12 protein-coding genes are annotated in these 15,802 nt (G+C 70.1%); all 12 read right to left on the bottom strand.

The genetic code is table 11. The features are described from left to right. Nucleotides 1-19: 19 nt before the first annotated feature. Nucleotides 20-1,672, bottom strand: a complete 1,653-nt coding sequence (pgi, locus tag C1J00_RS03040; RefSeq protein WP_102907471.1) for a glucose-6-phosphate isomerase — start codon at nucleotides 1,670-1,672, stop codon at nucleotides 20-22. Between the two features lie 69 nt (nucleotides 1,673-1,741). Then, a complete protein-coding gene (locus C1J00_RS03035; RefSeq protein ID WP_102907470.1) occupies nucleotides 1,742-3,010 on the bottom strand; it encodes an MFS transporter in 1,269 nt (422 codons plus the stop codon). Between the two features lie 173 nt (nucleotides 3,011-3,183). Further along, nucleotides 3,184-3,519 (bottom strand): RNA polymerase-binding protein RbpA, encoded by a 336-nt coding sequence (locus tag C1J00_RS03030; RefSeq protein ID WP_003957010.1) that lies wholly within the window; start codon nucleotides 3,517-3,519, stop codon nucleotides 3,184-3,186. Nucleotides 3,520-3,727: 208 nt separating this feature from the next. After that, entirely contained in the window at nucleotides 3,728-3,964 is a 237-nt protein-coding gene (gene secG, locus C1J00_RS03025; RefSeq protein ID WP_219728313.1) for a preprotein translocase subunit SecG, read from the bottom strand. A gap of 211 nt (nucleotides 3,965-4,175) precedes the next feature. After that, nucleotides 4,176-4,952: a triose-phosphate isomerase gene (tpiA, locus tag C1J00_RS03020; protein ID WP_102907468.1), complete on the bottom strand. Its 777-nt coding sequence runs from the start codon at nucleotides 4,950-4,952 to the stop codon at nucleotides 4,176-4,178. Nucleotides 4,953-4,958: 6 nt separating this feature from the next. Next, nucleotides 4,959-6,170, bottom strand: a complete 1,212-nt coding sequence (locus C1J00_RS03015) for a phosphoglycerate kinase (RefSeq protein WP_102907467.1) — start codon at nucleotides 6,168-6,170, stop codon at nucleotides 4,959-4,961. Nucleotides 6,171-6,312: 142 nt separating this feature from the next. Beyond that, entirely contained in the window at nucleotides 6,313-7,320 is a 1,008-nt protein-coding gene (gene gap / locus C1J00_RS03010) for a type I glyceraldehyde-3-phosphate dehydrogenase (protein ID WP_102907466.1), read from the bottom strand. A gap of 227 nt (nucleotides 7,321-7,547) precedes the next feature. Next, a complete protein-coding gene (locus C1J00_RS03005) occupies nucleotides 7,548-10,502 on the bottom strand; it encodes a M14 family metallopeptidase (RefSeq protein ID WP_102907465.1) in 2,955 nt (984 codons plus the stop codon). A gap of 151 nt (nucleotides 10,503-10,653) precedes the next feature. After that, complete coding sequence (gene whiA, locus C1J00_RS03000; RefSeq protein WP_030791337.1) at nucleotides 10,654-11,643, bottom strand: DNA-binding protein WhiA; 990 nt, start codon at nucleotides 11,641-11,643, stop codon at nucleotides 10,654-10,656. After that, nucleotides 11,634-12,710 (bottom strand): gluconeogenesis factor YvcK family protein, encoded by a 1,077-nt coding sequence (locus tag C1J00_RS02995; RefSeq protein WP_102907464.1) that lies wholly within the window; start codon nucleotides 12,708-12,710, stop codon nucleotides 11,634-11,636. Before C1J00_RS02995 ends, whiA begins: the two co-directional genes overlap by 10 nt. Then, entirely contained in the window at nucleotides 12,707-13,687 is a 981-nt protein-coding gene (gene rapZ, locus C1J00_RS02990; RefSeq protein WP_102907463.1) for an RNase adapter RapZ, read from the bottom strand. The genes C1J00_RS02995 and rapZ overlap by 4 nt, the downstream gene beginning before the upstream one ends. Next, nucleotides 13,684-15,753, bottom strand: a complete 2,070-nt coding sequence (gene uvrC / locus C1J00_RS02985; RefSeq protein ID WP_102907462.1) for an excinuclease ABC subunit UvrC — start codon at nucleotides 15,751-15,753, stop codon at nucleotides 13,684-13,686. The genes rapZ and uvrC overlap by 4 nt, the downstream gene beginning before the upstream one ends. Nucleotides 15,754-15,802: the final 49 nt, after the last annotated feature.

The following is a 15,802-nucleotide window of genomic DNA, read 5'->3' as shown; positions in this document are numbered from 1 at the left end:
CCTTCCCGTCCGGCTCTCGTCACTGCCGGCCGCGCAGCTCCCGGTAGGTGGCGACCAGCGCCGTGGTCGACGCGTCCAGGCCCTCGACCTCGGCACCCTCCGTCAGCGCGGGCTCGACGCGCTTGGCGAGGACCTTGCCGAGCTCGACGCCCCACTGGTCGAAGGAGTCGATGTTCCAGACCGCGCCCTGCACGAACACCTTGTGCTCGTAGAGGGCGACCAGCTGGCCGAGGACCGACGGGGTCAGCTCGGGCGCGAGGATCGTGGTCGTCGGGTGGTTGCCCTGGAACGTCTTGTGCGGCACCAGCTCCTGCGGCACGCCCTCGGCCCGCACCTCCTCGGGCGTCTTGCCGAAGGCCAGCGCCTGCGTCTGGGCGAAGAAGTTGGCCATCAGCAGGTCGTGCTGCGCCTTCAGCTGTTCGCTCAACTCGGCGACCGGCCGGGCGAAGCCGATGAAGTCCGCCGGGATGAGCTTGGTGCCCTGGTGGATGAGCTGGTAGTAGGCGTGCTGCCCGTTGGTGCCCGGCGTGCCCCACACCACCGGCCCGGTCTGCCAGTCCACCGGGTTCCCGTCGCGGTCCACGGACTTGCCGTTGGACTCCATGTCGAGCTGCTGGAGGTAGGCGGTGAACTTGGACAGGTAGTGGCTGTAGGGCAGCACCGCGTGCGACTGGGCGTCGTGGAAGTTGCCGTACCAGATGCCCAGCAGGCCCAGCAGCAGCGGCACGTTGGACTCGGCGGGCGCGGTCCGGAAGTGGTCGTCGACGATGCGGAAGCCGTCGAGCATCTCCCGGAAGCAGTCCGGGCCGATGGCGATCATCAAGGCCAGGCCGATCGCGGAGTCGTAGGAGTAGCGGCCGCCGACCCAGTCCCAGAACTCGAACATGTTGTCGACGTCGATGCCGAACTCGGCGACCTTCTCCGCGTTCGTCGACAGTGCGACGAAGTGCCTGGCGACGGCGTCGTCGTCACCCAGCGCGGCCAGCAGCCAGGAGCGCGCCGACATCGCGTTGGTGACCGTCTCGATGGTGGTGAAGGTCTTGGAGGCGATGACGAACAGCGTCTCCGCCGGGTCCAGGTCCCGTACCGCCTCGTGCAGGTCGGCCCCGTCCACGTTCGACACGAAACGCACCGTCAGCGCCCGGTCGGTGAAGGCCCGCAGCACCTCGTAGGCCATCGCCGGGCCGAGGTCGGAGCCGCCGATGCCGACGTTGACGACGTTCCGGATCCGCTTGCCGGTGTGTCCGGTCCACTCACCCGAACGCACCCGGTCCGCGAAGGCGGCCATCTTGTCGAGCACCGCGTGCACGCCGGGGACGACGTTCTCGCCGTCGACCTCGATCACGGCGTCGCGCGGGGCGCGCAGCGCGGTGTGCAGCACGGCCCGGTCCTCGGTGGTGTTGATCTTCTCGCCGCGGAACATGGCGTCCCGCAGCCCGAAGACATCGGTGGCGGCGGCCAGTTCACGCAGCAGCCGCAGGGTGTCGTCGGTGACGAGGTGCTTGGAGTAGTCGACGTACAGATCTCCGACCCGGAGGGTGTACGCGGTGCCGCGGCCGGAGTCGGCGGCGAACAGCTCGCGCAGCCGGATGTCGCCCAGCTCCTCGCGGTGCTTGGCCAGCGCCGTCCACTCGGGTGTCTGGTTGAGCCTGGTACGGCCGTCTGCGTTCATCTCGGAGTTCAGCCTTCTTTCCTGTCCTGCCTGCGTACCCTGCCCCGCTGCCGGTCCCAACCTAGTTGATCAGCGCGTGACATCGGCTGTCGTGGCGCCGTCCTCCGGCTCGGCAACAGATACGTTCACCTGGCGCACCGGTATCAGTGCGATGACGGCGAGGGCGAAGAAGGCGGCCGTGAGCAGGGGTGGGGTGTGCGGCCCCCGGGCGGCGGCGACGGCACCGCCCAGCAGGGCGCCGAGGGGCACTCCGGCGAAGGCCAGCGTCCGGAAGGCCGAGCTGACCCGGCCCAGGAGCCCGGCGGGGCTGCGCTCCTGCATGAGGGTCGTGGTGTTGACGTTCCACACCATGCCCAGGAGCCCGAAGACGGCCAGCGCGCCCACCAGCACGGCCAGGCTGCGTACGGTGCCCATCACGACGAGCAGCGCGGTCTGCACCGAGCCGGCGAGCAGCACCGACCGGAGCCGGCCGAGCCGCGCCACCAGCCGGCCGTTCACCACTCCCCCGGCCAGGCTGCCCAGCGTGAAGGCGGTGCCTGCCGCCGCATAGCCCGCGGGGCCCGCCCGGAGCCAGTCGGTGACGAGGACGACCAGCAGGGCGATCAGGGTGCCCATGCCGATGTTGCACAGGGCCGTGGCGGCGCACAGGGCGCGCAGGGCGCGGTCGTGCCAGAGGGTGCGCAGGCCCTCCGCGATCTCCCGGCGCAGTGTGCTGCCCGCCGGTCTGGGCTTCCGGCCGGACTCGGCGGCCGGCAGGGAGGCGATCAACGCGGCGGCCAGGAGGTAGGTCACGGCGTCGGCCGCGAACGGCACGGCCGCCCCGGATGCCAGCAACAGGGGCACGACGGGCCCGCCGAGCAGACCGCCGGCGATGCGCTGGCCGGTCATCAGCCGGGCGTTGGCGCTGCCGAGCGCGCCTCGGTCGACCAGGGTGGGCAGCAGCGCCGTGGCAGCGTTGTCGAAGAGGGTCTGCAGGGTGGTGAGGGCGACGGCCAGCACGATGAGTAGACCGATCGAGGCGTGTCCGAGCGCGACGGCGACCGCGAAGGCGGCGACCAGCAGCCCGCGTAACGCGTCTGCCATCCACATGGCCCGCCGCTGGTCCACCCGGTCGGCGACGGCCCCGCCGAGCAGGCCGAAGACGATCCAGGGCAGATAGCCGCAGGCCGTGACGGAGGCGATGAGCAGCGGATCGTCGGTCAGGGTGACGGCCAGCAGGGGCAGTGCGGCCGTCCGCAGCGCGTCGCCGAAGCTGGACAGCACGGCGGCACTCCACAGCCGCCCGAAGCCCCCGCGCCACGCGGGCGGAGCACTGCTCCCCACCTCGACCGTCGCCACCGCTCCCCCTCATGGTTCGTCCGATGCACAAACCGTAGAGGGCACCACTGACATTGATACTCGTAGCGGGTTCCGGTGGTCGTGGCTCTGCCACTGGCTGACGACCGGCCGGCGGTGACGGCGGGGAAGCAGCTCCGGCCGGGCACCTGCTGGTGCCCGGCCGGTTTCGACTTCTAGATCTCGCCCCGCAGTTTGGCGAGAGCCTCGGCGAGGATGGCCTCGCCGTCAGCGTCGCTGCGCCGCTCACGCACATACGCCAGGTGCGTCTTGTAGGGCTCGGTGCGCGGCGGGTCCGGGGGGTTGTCCCGGTCCTGGCCTGCCGGAAAGCCGCAGCGGGGACAGTCCCAGGTATCGGGCACCTGCGCGTCGCTGGCGAAGCTCGGCTGGGTCTCGTGTCCGTTGGAGCACCAGAAGGAGATGCGCAGCCGCGGCGCGGACTCGCCGCGCTCGGCCTCGCCCATCGGCCCCGCCCCGACCCGGCTTCCCCGGATCGCGTTGCCACTTGCCACGGTCGTAACTCCCTGCGTGATGGTGCCGCGAAGCGAGTCGGCGTTCCGCTTCGCTGCGAGCGCCTCAGTCTACGTAAGGCCCAACGCGCGTCCAGTGATTGGAGTTACAACCCTCACACCTAGACGCAAGCCCCATGATAGGCCGCGCTCAGCTGCGCGTACCGAACATGGGGCCTTACGTACGGGTTCCGTGCGGATTGCGGCTCGGTCAGTTGTTCACCTTCATCAGGATGCCGAGCACGATGATGCACGCGAACCACAGCAGACCGATCACGACGGTGATCCGGTCGAGGTTCCGCTCGGCGACCGAGGAGCCGCCGACGGAGGACTGCATGCCACCGCCGAACATGTCGGAGAGGCCGCCGCCCTTCCCCTTGTGCATCAGCACCAGCAGCATCAGCAGCAGGCTGAAGACGATCAGGGCGATCGAGAACCCCAAAACCACGGCTGGACCAACTTCCTCGGATTCGGATGACGACGCGGGGCCCAGCACAGCGCTGGACCCCGCAAGGGTACGACGGATCGCCGCTACCGCATACTCGCTGTTTACCGGGTCGCCTACGGGGCGCTCCGAGACGGTGTCGAGAGGCCGACCGTGCTCAGCGCATCAGGCCTCAGCGTGCTCGTCCTCTCGATACCGGCCGCGCCCCTTCGGCTCACTGGTCGCGGAAGCGCACGATCTTGACGAACTCGTCCGCGTCGAGCGAGGCGCCGCCGACCAGGGCACCGTCGATGTCGGCCTGGGCCATGATCTCCGCGACGTTGCCCGCCTTGACCGAGCCGCCGTACTGGATGCGGATCTTGTCGGCCAGGTCCTGCGAGTACAGCTCGGCGATCTTGCCGCGGATCGCCGCGCAGACCTCCTGGGCGTCCTCGGCGCCGCAGACCTTGCCGGTGCCGATGGCCCAAACGGGCTCGTAGGCGATCACGACGGTCTCGGCCTGCTCGGCGGGGAGGTCCTTCAGACCGCCCTCGACCTGGGCGAGGGTGTGGGAGACGTGGTTGCCCGCCTCGCGGACCTCCAGCTCCTCGCCGACGCACAGGATCGGGGTCAGGCCGTGCTTGTAGGCGGCCTTGACCTTGGCGTTCACCAGCTCGTCGGTCTCGGCGTGGTACTGGCGGCGCTCGCTGTGGCCGATGGCGACGAACGTGCACTTCAGCTTGGCCAGCATGGGGCCGGAGATCTCGCCGGTGAAGGCACCGCTGTCGTGCGCCGAGATGTCCTGGGCGCCGTACTTGATCTTGAGCTTGTCGCCGTCGACCAGGGTCTGCACGGAGCGCAGATCGGTGAAGGGCGGCAGGACGGCGACCTCGACGGCCTCGTAGTCCTTGTCGGCCAGGGCGAAGGCGAGCTTCTGGACGTGGGCGATGGCCTCGAGGTGGTTGAGGTTCATCTTCCAGTTGCCCGCCATCAGCGGCGTGCGCGTGCTCATATGGGGTCAGTCCTCCAGTGCGGCGAGGCCGGGGAGCGTCTTGCCCTCGAGGTATTCGAGGGAGGCGCCACCACCGGTCGAGATGTGGCCGAATGCGTTCTCGTCGAAGCCCAGGATGCGGACGGCGGCGGCGGAGTCGCCGCCACCGACCACCGTGAAGGCCTGGGAGTCGAGGAGAGCCTGGGCGACCGCCTTGGTGCCCTCGGCGAAATCGGGGTGCTCGAAGACGCCCATGGGGCCGTTCCAGAAGACGGTGGCGGCGTCGGCGATCTTCGAGGCGTACAGCTTGCGGGACTCGGGGCCGATGTCCAGGCCCATCTGGCCGGCCGGCATGGCGTCGGCGGCGACCGTGGTGGGCTGGGCCGGCGCCTTGGTCTTGAGATCCGGGAACTCGGGCGCGACCACGACGTCCACGGGCAGGACCAGCTCGACGCCGTTCTTCTCGGCGCGCTCGACGTACTCCCGGACGACCGGGAGCTGGTCCTCCTGGACCAGGGAGGAGCCGATCTCGTGGCCCTTGGCCTTGAGGAAGGTGAAGACCATGCCGCCGCCGATGAGCAGGCGGTCGGCCTTGCCGAGCAGCTGGTCGATGACCGCGAGCTTGTCGGACACCTTGGCGCCGCCCAGGACGACGGCGTAGGGCCGCTTGACGTCGTCGGTGAGCTTCTTCAGGACGCCGACCTCGGTGGCGATGAGGTGGCCGGCGTAGTGCGGCAGCCGGGCCGGGAGGTCGTACACGGACGCGTGCTTGCGGTGCACCGCGCCGAAGCCGTCGCCGACGTAGACGTCCGCGAGGGCGGCGAGCCGGTCGGCGAAGGCGCCGCGCTCGGCGTCGTCCTTGCTGGTCTCACCGGCGTTGAAGCGCAGGTTCTCGACGACCGCGACCCGGCCGTCGGCCAAGCCGGCGACGGTGGTCCGGGCGGACTCGCCGACCGTGTCGGCCGCGAAGGCGACCTCCGCCCCGAGGAGTTCGCCGAGGCGCGCGGCGGCCGGAGCGAGGGAGAAGGCCGGGTCCGGGGCGCCCTTGGGGCGGCCCAGGTGGGAGGCGACGACGACCCGGGCGCCGGCGTCGGCGAGGGCCTTGACCGTGGGCAGCACGGCGCGGATGCGGCCGTCGTCGGTGATGCGTGTGCCGTCCAGCGGCACGTTCAGGTCGGCGCGGACGAAGACCCGCTTGCCCGCTACCCCTTCGGTGAGGAGTTCGTCGATCGTCTTCATGAGGGGACTCCTGAAAGAGCTCGTAAGCGCTCGAAAGTGCTCGTGATCGAACAGCTCTGATCTGTACGTGAGTCAGGGCTCGGACGGCGCGTCCTCGCGCCGCCCGAGCCCTGCTCTCACATGGACGTGCCTGCTCGGTTGATCAGAGCTGGTTGCCGACGAAGACCGTAAGGTCCACGAGGCGGTTGGAGTAGCCCCACTCGTTGTCGTACCAGCCGATGACCTTCACGCTCTTGCCCTCCTGGACCATGGTCAGGGAGGAGTCGAAGGTGCAGGACGCCGGGGCGTTCACGATGTCGGAGGAGACGATCGGGTCCTCGGTGTACTCGAGGATGCCCTTCAGCTCGCCCTCGGCCGCCTTCTGGAAGGCGGCGTTGACCTCTTCCTTGGTGACCTCGCGGCCGAGCTCCAGCACCAGGTCGGTGACCGAGCCGGTCGGGACCGGGACGCGCATGGCCATGCCGTCCAGCTTGCCCTTGAGCTGCGGCAGGACCAGCGCGGTGGCCTTGGCGGCACCCGTGGTGGTCGGAATGATGTTCTCGGCGGCGGCACGCGCGCGACGCAGGTCCTTGTGCGGGAAGTCCAGGATGCGCTGGTCGTTGGTGTACGCGTGCACCGTCGTCATCAGGCCCTTGACGATGCCGAAGTTCTCGTCGAGGACCTTCGCCATCGGCGCCACACAGTTGGTGGTGCAGGAGGCGTTGGAGATGACGTGGTGGTTCGCCGGGTCGTACTGGTCCTGGTTGACGCCCATCACGATGGTGACGTCCTCGTCCTTGGCCGGGGCCGAGATGAGGACCTTCTTCGCGCCACCGGTGATGTGCTTCTCGGCGTCGGCCTTCTTGGTGAAGATGCCCGTCGACTCGATGACGATGTCGACGCCCAGCTCGCCCCACGGGATGTCGGCGGGGTTGCGCTCGGCCAGGACCTTGATGGTCTTGCCGTCGACCGTGATCGTGTCGGCGGTGTGCGTGACCTCCTGCTTGAGGCGGCCCAGGATGGTGTCGTACTTCAGCAGGTGGGCGGTGGTCGCGGTGTCACCCAGGTCGTTGACAGCCACGATCTCGATGTCTGCACCCTGCTCCAGCAGCGCGCGGAAGTAGTTGCGACCGATACGACCGAAGCCGTTGATGCCTACGCGGATCGTCACGAACCGATCTCCTCGTTGGTACGCCGGCCACGAGGTGCCGGCGAGCTCTGTTTGGGATGTCCCCGACCGCCTACGACCCTACCTCTCTGAAGCACTGGTAGTGACATTCAGATGCCTCATACACGGCAGGGCGGTCCGTACCCGCCAGTAGGGGTACGGACCGCCCACGGCCGAAAGCGGAACCACTCGATTTCGCTATCGCACGAGTTCCCCGTTGACCAGGGATGTCACCCGTCCAGGGAAGCGAGGGCCTTCCTCATCAGTGCCGTCCGGTCGGCCGCCGCGGTGACGTGCTCCAGGCCGAAGCCCAGCAGCACGGTGTCGTCCGTGGTGACCGCGCCGTACGTCTGGAACAGGGCGCCGGTGCGTGCCCAGTCCTTGAGGACGGCCGGGCTGCCCTCGGGCGGTCCGGCGACCTTCCAGGCACCGAGCGAGGTCTCGAATCCCTCGGTCTCCTTCGCCGTGCCGCCGGCGACGAGCGAGGCGTCGTCGGCGAGGACGCCGTGCCCGCCGCTGCCCGGATCGGTGACGTAGCTGATCGAGACCTCGACCGTCCTGCCGGCGTAGGCACTCAGATCGAAGTTCACCTGCTGCCAGCCGTCGGAGGCTCCGGTGAGGCTGTTCCAGGTGCCGGTGGTGCCGGTCGCGGTGCAGCCGTCGTCCGCCACGGTGAGGTAGTGCTTCAGCCAGGGGTGCTCGTTGACGTAGAACCCGGCCTGGCACTCCGCGGGAACGGCCGTTCCGGTGGCGCCGCCCGCCTCGGGAAGGGTGGTCCAGTCGTCGGCGCCCGCGGTGCGGGCCTCGACGATGGCGTGGTCGTAGCCGGACTCGGTGTCCCAGAGGAGCTGGGTGCGCAGGGTCGGCTTCTCGGCCGCGGGGGTGCCGGTGAGGTCCACGGTGCGGGTGAGGCGCTTGTAGGAGTCGTCGGTGTGGACGGCGGCGGCCATCGACGATCCCGCGTACGGGCCGTACGGGTTGACCGTGCCGGCGAACTGCCCGGCGCCCTTGCTCGCGAACTGCGGGAACGCGTCGGTCCCCAGTTCGTCGGAGGTGACGCTGTAGGTGCCGGCCCGGTCCAGCGGGTTGCCGGGGGCCGCGCCCAGCGTGCCCGTGACGCCGCCCAGCTCGCCGGAGCCGGTGAAGCCGGTGGCCCCGGGCGTGGCGGTGCGGGTGTAGGCGCCCAGGTAGTACTGGCTGAAGTCGTTCGACAGCACACCGCCGCCGAGGTCCACGTTGCCGCCGGCCTGCTCACCGGCCTCGATCAGCCGGCCGCCCTCGTTGAGGAAGGCCCGCAGCTGGAGCTGGGTGGCGACGCCCGGGACGCTCGCGCCCGTGTAGTGGACGGCCGTGTCGAAGTGGCTCAGCACGCCCAGCGCGTCCGGCACGCCCTGCTCGGCCACGTCCCACACGACCGCCTTGCGGCCGCTCGCCTTGAGCGCGTCCACGTACGTCTGTGCCTGCGTGGCGGCGGCGCCCTCCTCGGCTACCACGAGGGTGTTCGCCCGGGGCCGCTCGGCGACGGTGTAGGTGAAGCGCTCGCTGGAGACCTTCTTGCCGCTCCTCGCCTCGCCGGTGAACCACACCTCGACCTTGTCGCCCGGCTCACCGTCCTTGACCTTCGCCCGGTACTCGTCGAAGTAGAGGTTGTCCTCACCGCCGTAGGTCTCGCCCCCCTTCCACGGCTTGAGCGCCATGTCCTCGGTGCGGCCGCCGTTCACGCGGTACTTGAGCTCCTTGTCGCGCACGGACTTCCGTACGACGACGGAGACCTCCTGGTCGGCGCCGCGGGAGTACGACGTGCCGAACGCGGCCGGGGTGAAGTCGGCGGCGTTCAGGCCGACCGACGACGACGGCCGGTCCGGACGGGCGGCGGACTCGGCGACGGAGAGCGCGAACGGGACGTTCTTGGCGTACTCCTGCTGGATCAGCTTCTCGTCGTCCGGGAAGGTGAAGACCGACTGGCAGTCGGCCGCCTTCCACTCGTCGTCGGGGTAGAGGTCCGAGACGGTCTGGCAGGTCGACATCTCGGGGGTGAACATCGCCAGGCCGTTGACGTTCGCCGCGTGGCCGTCCGCCTCGCCGTTGGTGGTGTACAGCTCGGAGGAGAGCTGCGGGTGGTAGCCGGGGATCGCGGAGTTGTCCGGGGTGCCGGCGAGGGCCTCGTACAGGACGTCGTCCGGGGTGTGCGTGGCCACCTGCCAGCCGACCCCGTAGAGGAGGAGTTCGGCGGCGGAGTGGTAGTTGATGCCGTACGTGAAGCCGATCCGCTTCTGGAAGGCGTCCAGGGCCTTGGTCTCCGGCTCGGAGTTCGGACCCGCGCCGCGGTAGGTCTGGCTGGTGGGGTTGGGGGACGAGCCCTCGTCGTCGTAGCCCCACTTGTAGGCGAAGTTGCGGTTGAGGTCGACGCCGTCGCCGGTGGTGATGGTGCCGTCGCCGTTGACGTCCCGCAGGTTCTTGCGCCACTGCCGGTTGGCGGGGTCGGCGAAGGTGTAGTCGTAGCCGTCGGGGTTGGCCGACAGCAGGAACCACAGTTCGGTGGAGTCGACGATCTTCTTGACGCGCCGGTCCTTCTTGTAGTTGTCCAGGTAGTGGTGCATCAGGCGCCGGGTCATCTCCGGCGTGATCCACTCGCGCGCGTGCTGGTTGGACATGTAGAGGACGGAGGGCTTGGAGCCGTCCTTCGTCTTCTTCGCGCCCTTGGTGAGCTTCAGCGCGAGGATGTCCTGGCCCTTGATCGTCTTGCCGATGGAGACGACCTTGGTGAGACCCGGGTTCTCCTGCGCGGTCCGCAGGAGTTCCTCCCGCAGGCCGCCCTTGCCGCTGTACGGGCGGAACACGCCCTCGGCGGCGTCCTCGACACGGGCCTCGGCCCGGGCGGAGATCTCGTGCTCGGTGAGGCCGACGCCCTGTTTCTCCAGCTTCTTCGCCTGCTGGTCCGTCAGGTAGACCTCGACGGTCGCGGTGCCCTTCTCGGGCACCCGCTCACTCAGCTCGTGTCCGTCCTGGCCGGCGGCCAGCAGCAGGGGTACCTGCTTCTGGGTGACCTCGGCGCGGAACACCTTGACCTCGTCCGGGTCGGACGGGTTCGGACTTCCCGGTTGTGCCTGGGCGATGGGTGCGAAGCTCGCTCCGCCGATCAGGAGCGCGCCGACGGCGAGGATCGATCTCGCTCTTCGTCTCATGAACCCCCCTAGCGTGGGTCCGCCACAGCAGCGAACAGATGCCAGGCTCATGACAGTCCATGATCGAGTCAAGGGCGCCTCAGCGACACGCGAAAGCCGGTGCCGGTCACCCGAGTGGGGGTCGGCACCGGCTTTTTGACGTCGTGTGGGATCAGCCCACCAGGTTGTCGGCCAGCTCCTCGCTGAGGTTGGCCTCCGTGCCCGGGATGCCGAGGTCGGAGGCGCGCTTGTCGGCCATGGCCAGCAGGCGGCGGATCCGGCCGGCAACCGCGTCCTTGGTCAGCGGCGGGTCGGCGAGCGCGCCCAGCTCCTCCAGGGAGGCCTGCTTGTGCTCCATGCGCAGCCGGCCCGCGGCGGCCAGGTGCTCGGGCACCTCGTCGGCGAGGATCTCCAAGGCGCGCTGCACCCGGGCACCCGCTGCGACGGCCGCGCGGGCCGAGCGGCGCAGGTTGGCGTCGTCGAAGTTGGCGAGCCGGTTCGCCGTGGCGCGCACCTCGCGGCGCATCCGGCGCTCCTCCCAGGCCAGCACCGACTCGTGCGCGCCGAGGCGGGTCAGCAGGGCACCGATCGCGTCGCCGTCCCGGACGACGACGCGGTCCACACCGCGCACCTCACGGGCCTTGGCGGCGATCGACAGCCTGCGGGCGGCGCCGACCAGGGCGAGCGCGGCCTCGGGGCCCGGGCAGGTCACCTCCAGGGAGGAGGAGCGGCCGGGCTCGGTGAGCGAGCCGTGCGCCAGGAACGCGCCACGCCAGGCGGCCTCGGCGTCGCAGGTGGCCCCCGAGACCACCTGCGGCGGCAGGCCGCGGATCGGGCGGCCCCGCCCGTCGACCAGGCCGGTCTGGCGCGCCAGCTGGTCGCCGCCCGCCACCACCCGTACGACGTACCGCGAGCCGCGGCGCAGGCCGCCCGGAGCCATCACGATCAGTTCGGAGCTGTGGCCGAAGATCTCCAGGATGTCCCGCTTGAGACGGCGGGCCGCCATCGCCGTATCCAGCTCCGCCTCGATCACAATCCGACCGCTCACCAGGTGAAGGCCGCCGGCGAACCGCAGAATGGCGGAGACCTCCGCCTTTCTGCAGCAGGTCCGGGTGACGGGGAGCCGGGAGATCTCGTCCTTCACCGCTGCCGTCATCGCCATGGGCCGATCCTTCCATGCATCCGAAAAATACGGTCGTACGCGGCGGCCAACAGCTCCGGGTCGTGCCTCGGGGTTCCGTCGGGTCCGGCCACCGGCGCCAGCTCGACCGCGGCCCCGAACCGTTTGGCGGCATCGGTCAGGGAGTCGCGGTCGGGCACGGCGGCCTCGTCGGCCAGCACCACGTCCAGGGCGAGTTTAGGGGCGTGTCGTCCCAAAACCTCCAAATGACGCTGCGGGGAGAAGCCGTCGGTTTCTCCGGGTTGCGGCGCGAGGTTCAGGGAGAGCACCCGGCGGGCCTTCGTCTGGATGAGCGCGTCCAGCAGCTCGGGGACGAGCAGGTGCGGAATGACCGAGGAGAACCAGGAGCCGGGGCCGAGCACCACCCAGTCCGCGTCCAGGACGGCCTCGACCGCCTCGGGCACCGCCGGCGGGTCGTTCGGCACGAGGTGCACGGACTGCACCTCACCCGGGGTGAGGGCGACGGTCGCCTGGCCGCGGACCGTGTCGACCTCCTCCGGACGCGCCGGGTCGTGGCCCTTGACCAGGGCCTGGAGCTCCAGCGGGACGGCGGACATCGGCAGCACGCGCCCCTGGGCACCCAGCAGCCGTCCGACCAGGTCGAGGGCCTGCACATGGTCGCCGAGCTGCTCCCACAGGGCGACGATCAGCAGGTTGCCGACCGCGTGTTCGTGCAGGTCGCCCTGCGACTGGAAGCGGTGCTGGATGACCCGGGCCCAGGTCTGGCCCCAGTCGTCGTCACCGCACAGCGCGGCCAGAGCCTTGCGCAGGTCTCCGGGCGGCAGCACGCCGAGCTCGTCGCGCAGGCGCCCGCTGGAGCCGCCGTCGTCGGCCACGGTGACGACGGCGGTGAGGTCGCCGGTGATCCGGCGCAGCGCGGCGAGCGAGGCGGACAGGCCCATGCCGCCGCCGAGGGCGACGACCTTGGGCTGGGTGCCCCGGCGGCGCGCTCTGCCGCCCCGGGCCTCGGCGGGCCGGGCGGCCTTTCCGCCGTTGCCCTCGGGCACCACCCGGCGCAGCCGGCTCAGCCGCGGTGTACGTCGTGTCATTCGCGTCCCATGTCCCGGTGTACGACCACCGTCTCCACGCCCTCGGCGGCGAGCCGGGCGGCGAGCTTCTCCGACATGGCGACCGAGCGGTGCTTGCCACCCGTGCAGCCCACGGCGATCGTCACATAGCGCTTGCCCTCCCGGCGGTAGCCGGTGGCGACGAGCTGGAGGAGCTCGGTGTACCGGTCGAGGAACTCCTTGGCGCCGGGCTGGTTGAAGACGTAGCCCGCGACCTCGTCGTTGAGGCCGGTGTACGGGCGCAGCTCCGGGACCCAGTGCGGGTTCGGCAGGAACCGGCAGTCGACGACGAGGTCGGCGTCGACCGGCAGGCCGTACTTGTAGCCGAACGACATGACCGTGGCCCGCAGCTCCGGCTCCTCCTCGCCGGCGAACTGGGCGTCCATCTTGGCGCGCAGCTCGTGCACGTTCAGGCTGGAGGTGTCGATCACCAGGTCGGCGTCGCCGCGCAGCTCACGCAGCAGCTCACGCTCGGCGTCGATGCCGTCGACGATGCGGCCGTCGCCCTGCAGGGGGTGCGGGCGGCGCACCGACTCGAAGCGGCGGACCAGGGCCTCGTCGGAGGACTCCAGGAAGACGATCCGCCGCGTGACGTTCTTCGCCTCCAGGTCGGCGAGGGACTCGCGGAGGTTGTCGAAGAAGCGGCGGCCGCGGACGTCGACGACGACGGCGATCCGCGCCACGTTGCCCTGGGAGCGGGCGCCGAGCTCCACCATGGTGGGGATCAGCGCGGGCGGCAGGTTGTCGACGACGAACCAGCCGAGGTCCTCCAGGCACTTCGCCGCCGTGGAGCGCCCGGCTCCGGACATGCCGGAGATGATCACCAGCTCGGGGATGGCCGCGTCGGGCGCCGGGGCCTTCTCGTTGGGCGCCGGGGCCTTCTCGTTGGGCGTGCCCGTACTCACCTGTGCTCCGTCTGTGGCTTGCTCTGTGCGGCCGTCGTGCTCGTTCACATTCATGTCTCCTGCCCCCGTCGTTCGTCCGGGGCTCCCATCGTCACGGGTTCCCCACTGGAACCCATGGTGCCGGGTTCCTCCTCCATGATCTCTCCCGTCGCCGTGTTGACGGCGGGTGCGGCCGGGGCCGAGCGGGCGAGGGCCACGGCGATCGTCTCGGCCGTCTTGCGGCCTATGCCGGGGACCTCGCAGATCTGGTCGATGGTGGCGGCTCGCAGTCTCTTCAACGAACCGAAGTGCTTCAGAAGTGCCTGCTTGCGGGTGTCCCCCAGGCCGGGGACGTCATCCAGGGGACTGGAGCGGAAGCGCTTGGACCGCTTGGCGCGCTGATAGCTGATCGCGAACCTGTGCGCCTCGTCACGGACGCGCTGGAGCAGGTACAGGCCCTCGCTGGTGCGGGGGAGGACCACCGGGTCGTCGTCGCCGGGCAGCCAGACCTCCTCCAGGCGCTTGGCCAGGCCACACACGGCGATGTCGTCGATGCCGAGTTCGTCAAGGGCGCGCCGGGCCGCCGCGACCTGCGGGGCGCCGCCGTCGACGACGACGAGCTGGGGCGGGTAGGCGAACTTCTTGGGGCGGCCGTCGTCCTCGGTGAGGGTGCCGGCCATGGTGAGCTCGCCGTCCTCGGTGCTCTCGGGGACCTCGCCGTCGGTCCACTCGCCCGTCTTCTCCTTCTCGGCGAGATAACGCCGGAAGCGACGGGTGATCACCTCGTGCATCGAGCGGACGTCGTCCTGTCCGGCGAAACCCTTGATCTGGAAACGCCGGTACTCGCTCTTGCGGGCGAGCCCGTCCTCGAAGACGACCATGGAGGCCACGACATCGTCGCCCTGGAGATGGGAGATGTCGTAGCACTCGATCCTGAGCGGGGCGCTGCCCAGGTCGAGCGCGTCGGCGATCTCCTCCAGGGCACGCGAGCGCGTGGTCAGGTCGGAGGCCCGCTTGGTCTTGTGCAGCACGAGCGCCTGCTGGGCGTTGCGCTGCACGGTCTCCATGAGCGCCCTCTTGTCGCCGCGCTGCGGGATGCGCAGGGAGACGCCCGAGCCGCGCCGCCCGGCCAGCCACTCCTGGACGGGCTCCACGGGGTCGGGCAGTGCCGGGACCAGGACCTCCTTGGGGACGGCGTCGCCCGTCTCCTCCCCGTACAGCTGCTGCAGGGCGTGCTCGACGAGGGCGCCGGTGGTGATCTCCTCCACCTTGTCGGTGACCCAGCCGCGCTGGCCGCGCACGCGTCCGCCGCGCACGTGGAAGATCTGGACGGCCGCCTCCAGCTCGTCCTCCGCGACCGCGATCAGGTCGGCGTCGGTCGCGTCGGCGAGCACGACCGCGTTCTTCTCCATGGCCTTCTTCAGGGCCTCGATGTCGTCGCGCAGCCGGGCCGCCCGCTCGTACTCCATCTCCTCGGCCGCCTCGGCCATCTGCTTCTCCACGCGGCGGATGTACGTGTTCGTCCGGCCGGTCATGAAGTCGCAGAACTCGTCGGCCAGTTCGCGGTGCTCCTCGGCGGAGACCCGGTCGACGCAGGGCGCAGAGCACTTGCCGATGTAGCCGAGGAGGCAGGGACGGCCGGTACGGGCGGCGTTCTTGAACACGCCGGCCGAGCACGTGCGCACGGGGAAGACACGCAGCAGCAGGTCGACCGTGTCACGGATCGCCCACGCGTGCGCGTACGGCCCGAAGTAGCGGACCCCCTTCTTCTTGTGACCACGCATCACCTGCACGCGCGGGTACTCCTCGTTCATCGTCACCGCGAGGTACGGGTAGCTCTTGTCGTCGCGGTACTTGACGTTGAACCGGGGGTCGTACTCCTTGATCCACGAGTACTCCAGCTGGAGCGCCTCGACCTCCGTGGACACCACCGTCCACTCCACGGACGCGGCAGTGGTCACCATGGAGCGGGTGCGCGGGTGCAGGCCCGCCAGGTCCTGGAAGTAGTTCGCCAGGCGCTGGCGCAGGCTTTTCGCCTTTCCGACGTAGATCACCCGGCGGTGCTCGTCACGGAACCTGTAGACCCCCGGCGAGTCGGGGATCTCACCCGGTTTGGGGCGGTAGCTGGAGGGGTCGGCCATGTCTCACACCCTACTGGCGAGCACCGACAGTCCGGCGCGGCCCGGGACA

Origin of the sequence: Streptomyces cahuitamycinicus (assembly GCF_002891435.1) — a bacterium.
GTDB classification, from domain to species: Bacteria; Actinomycetota; Actinomycetes; order Streptomycetales; family Streptomycetaceae; genus Streptomyces; species Streptomyces cahuitamycinicus.
The sequence above is the reverse complement of the archived record's forward strand: the minus strand, read 5'-3'. Positions and strand labels throughout refer to the sequence as shown.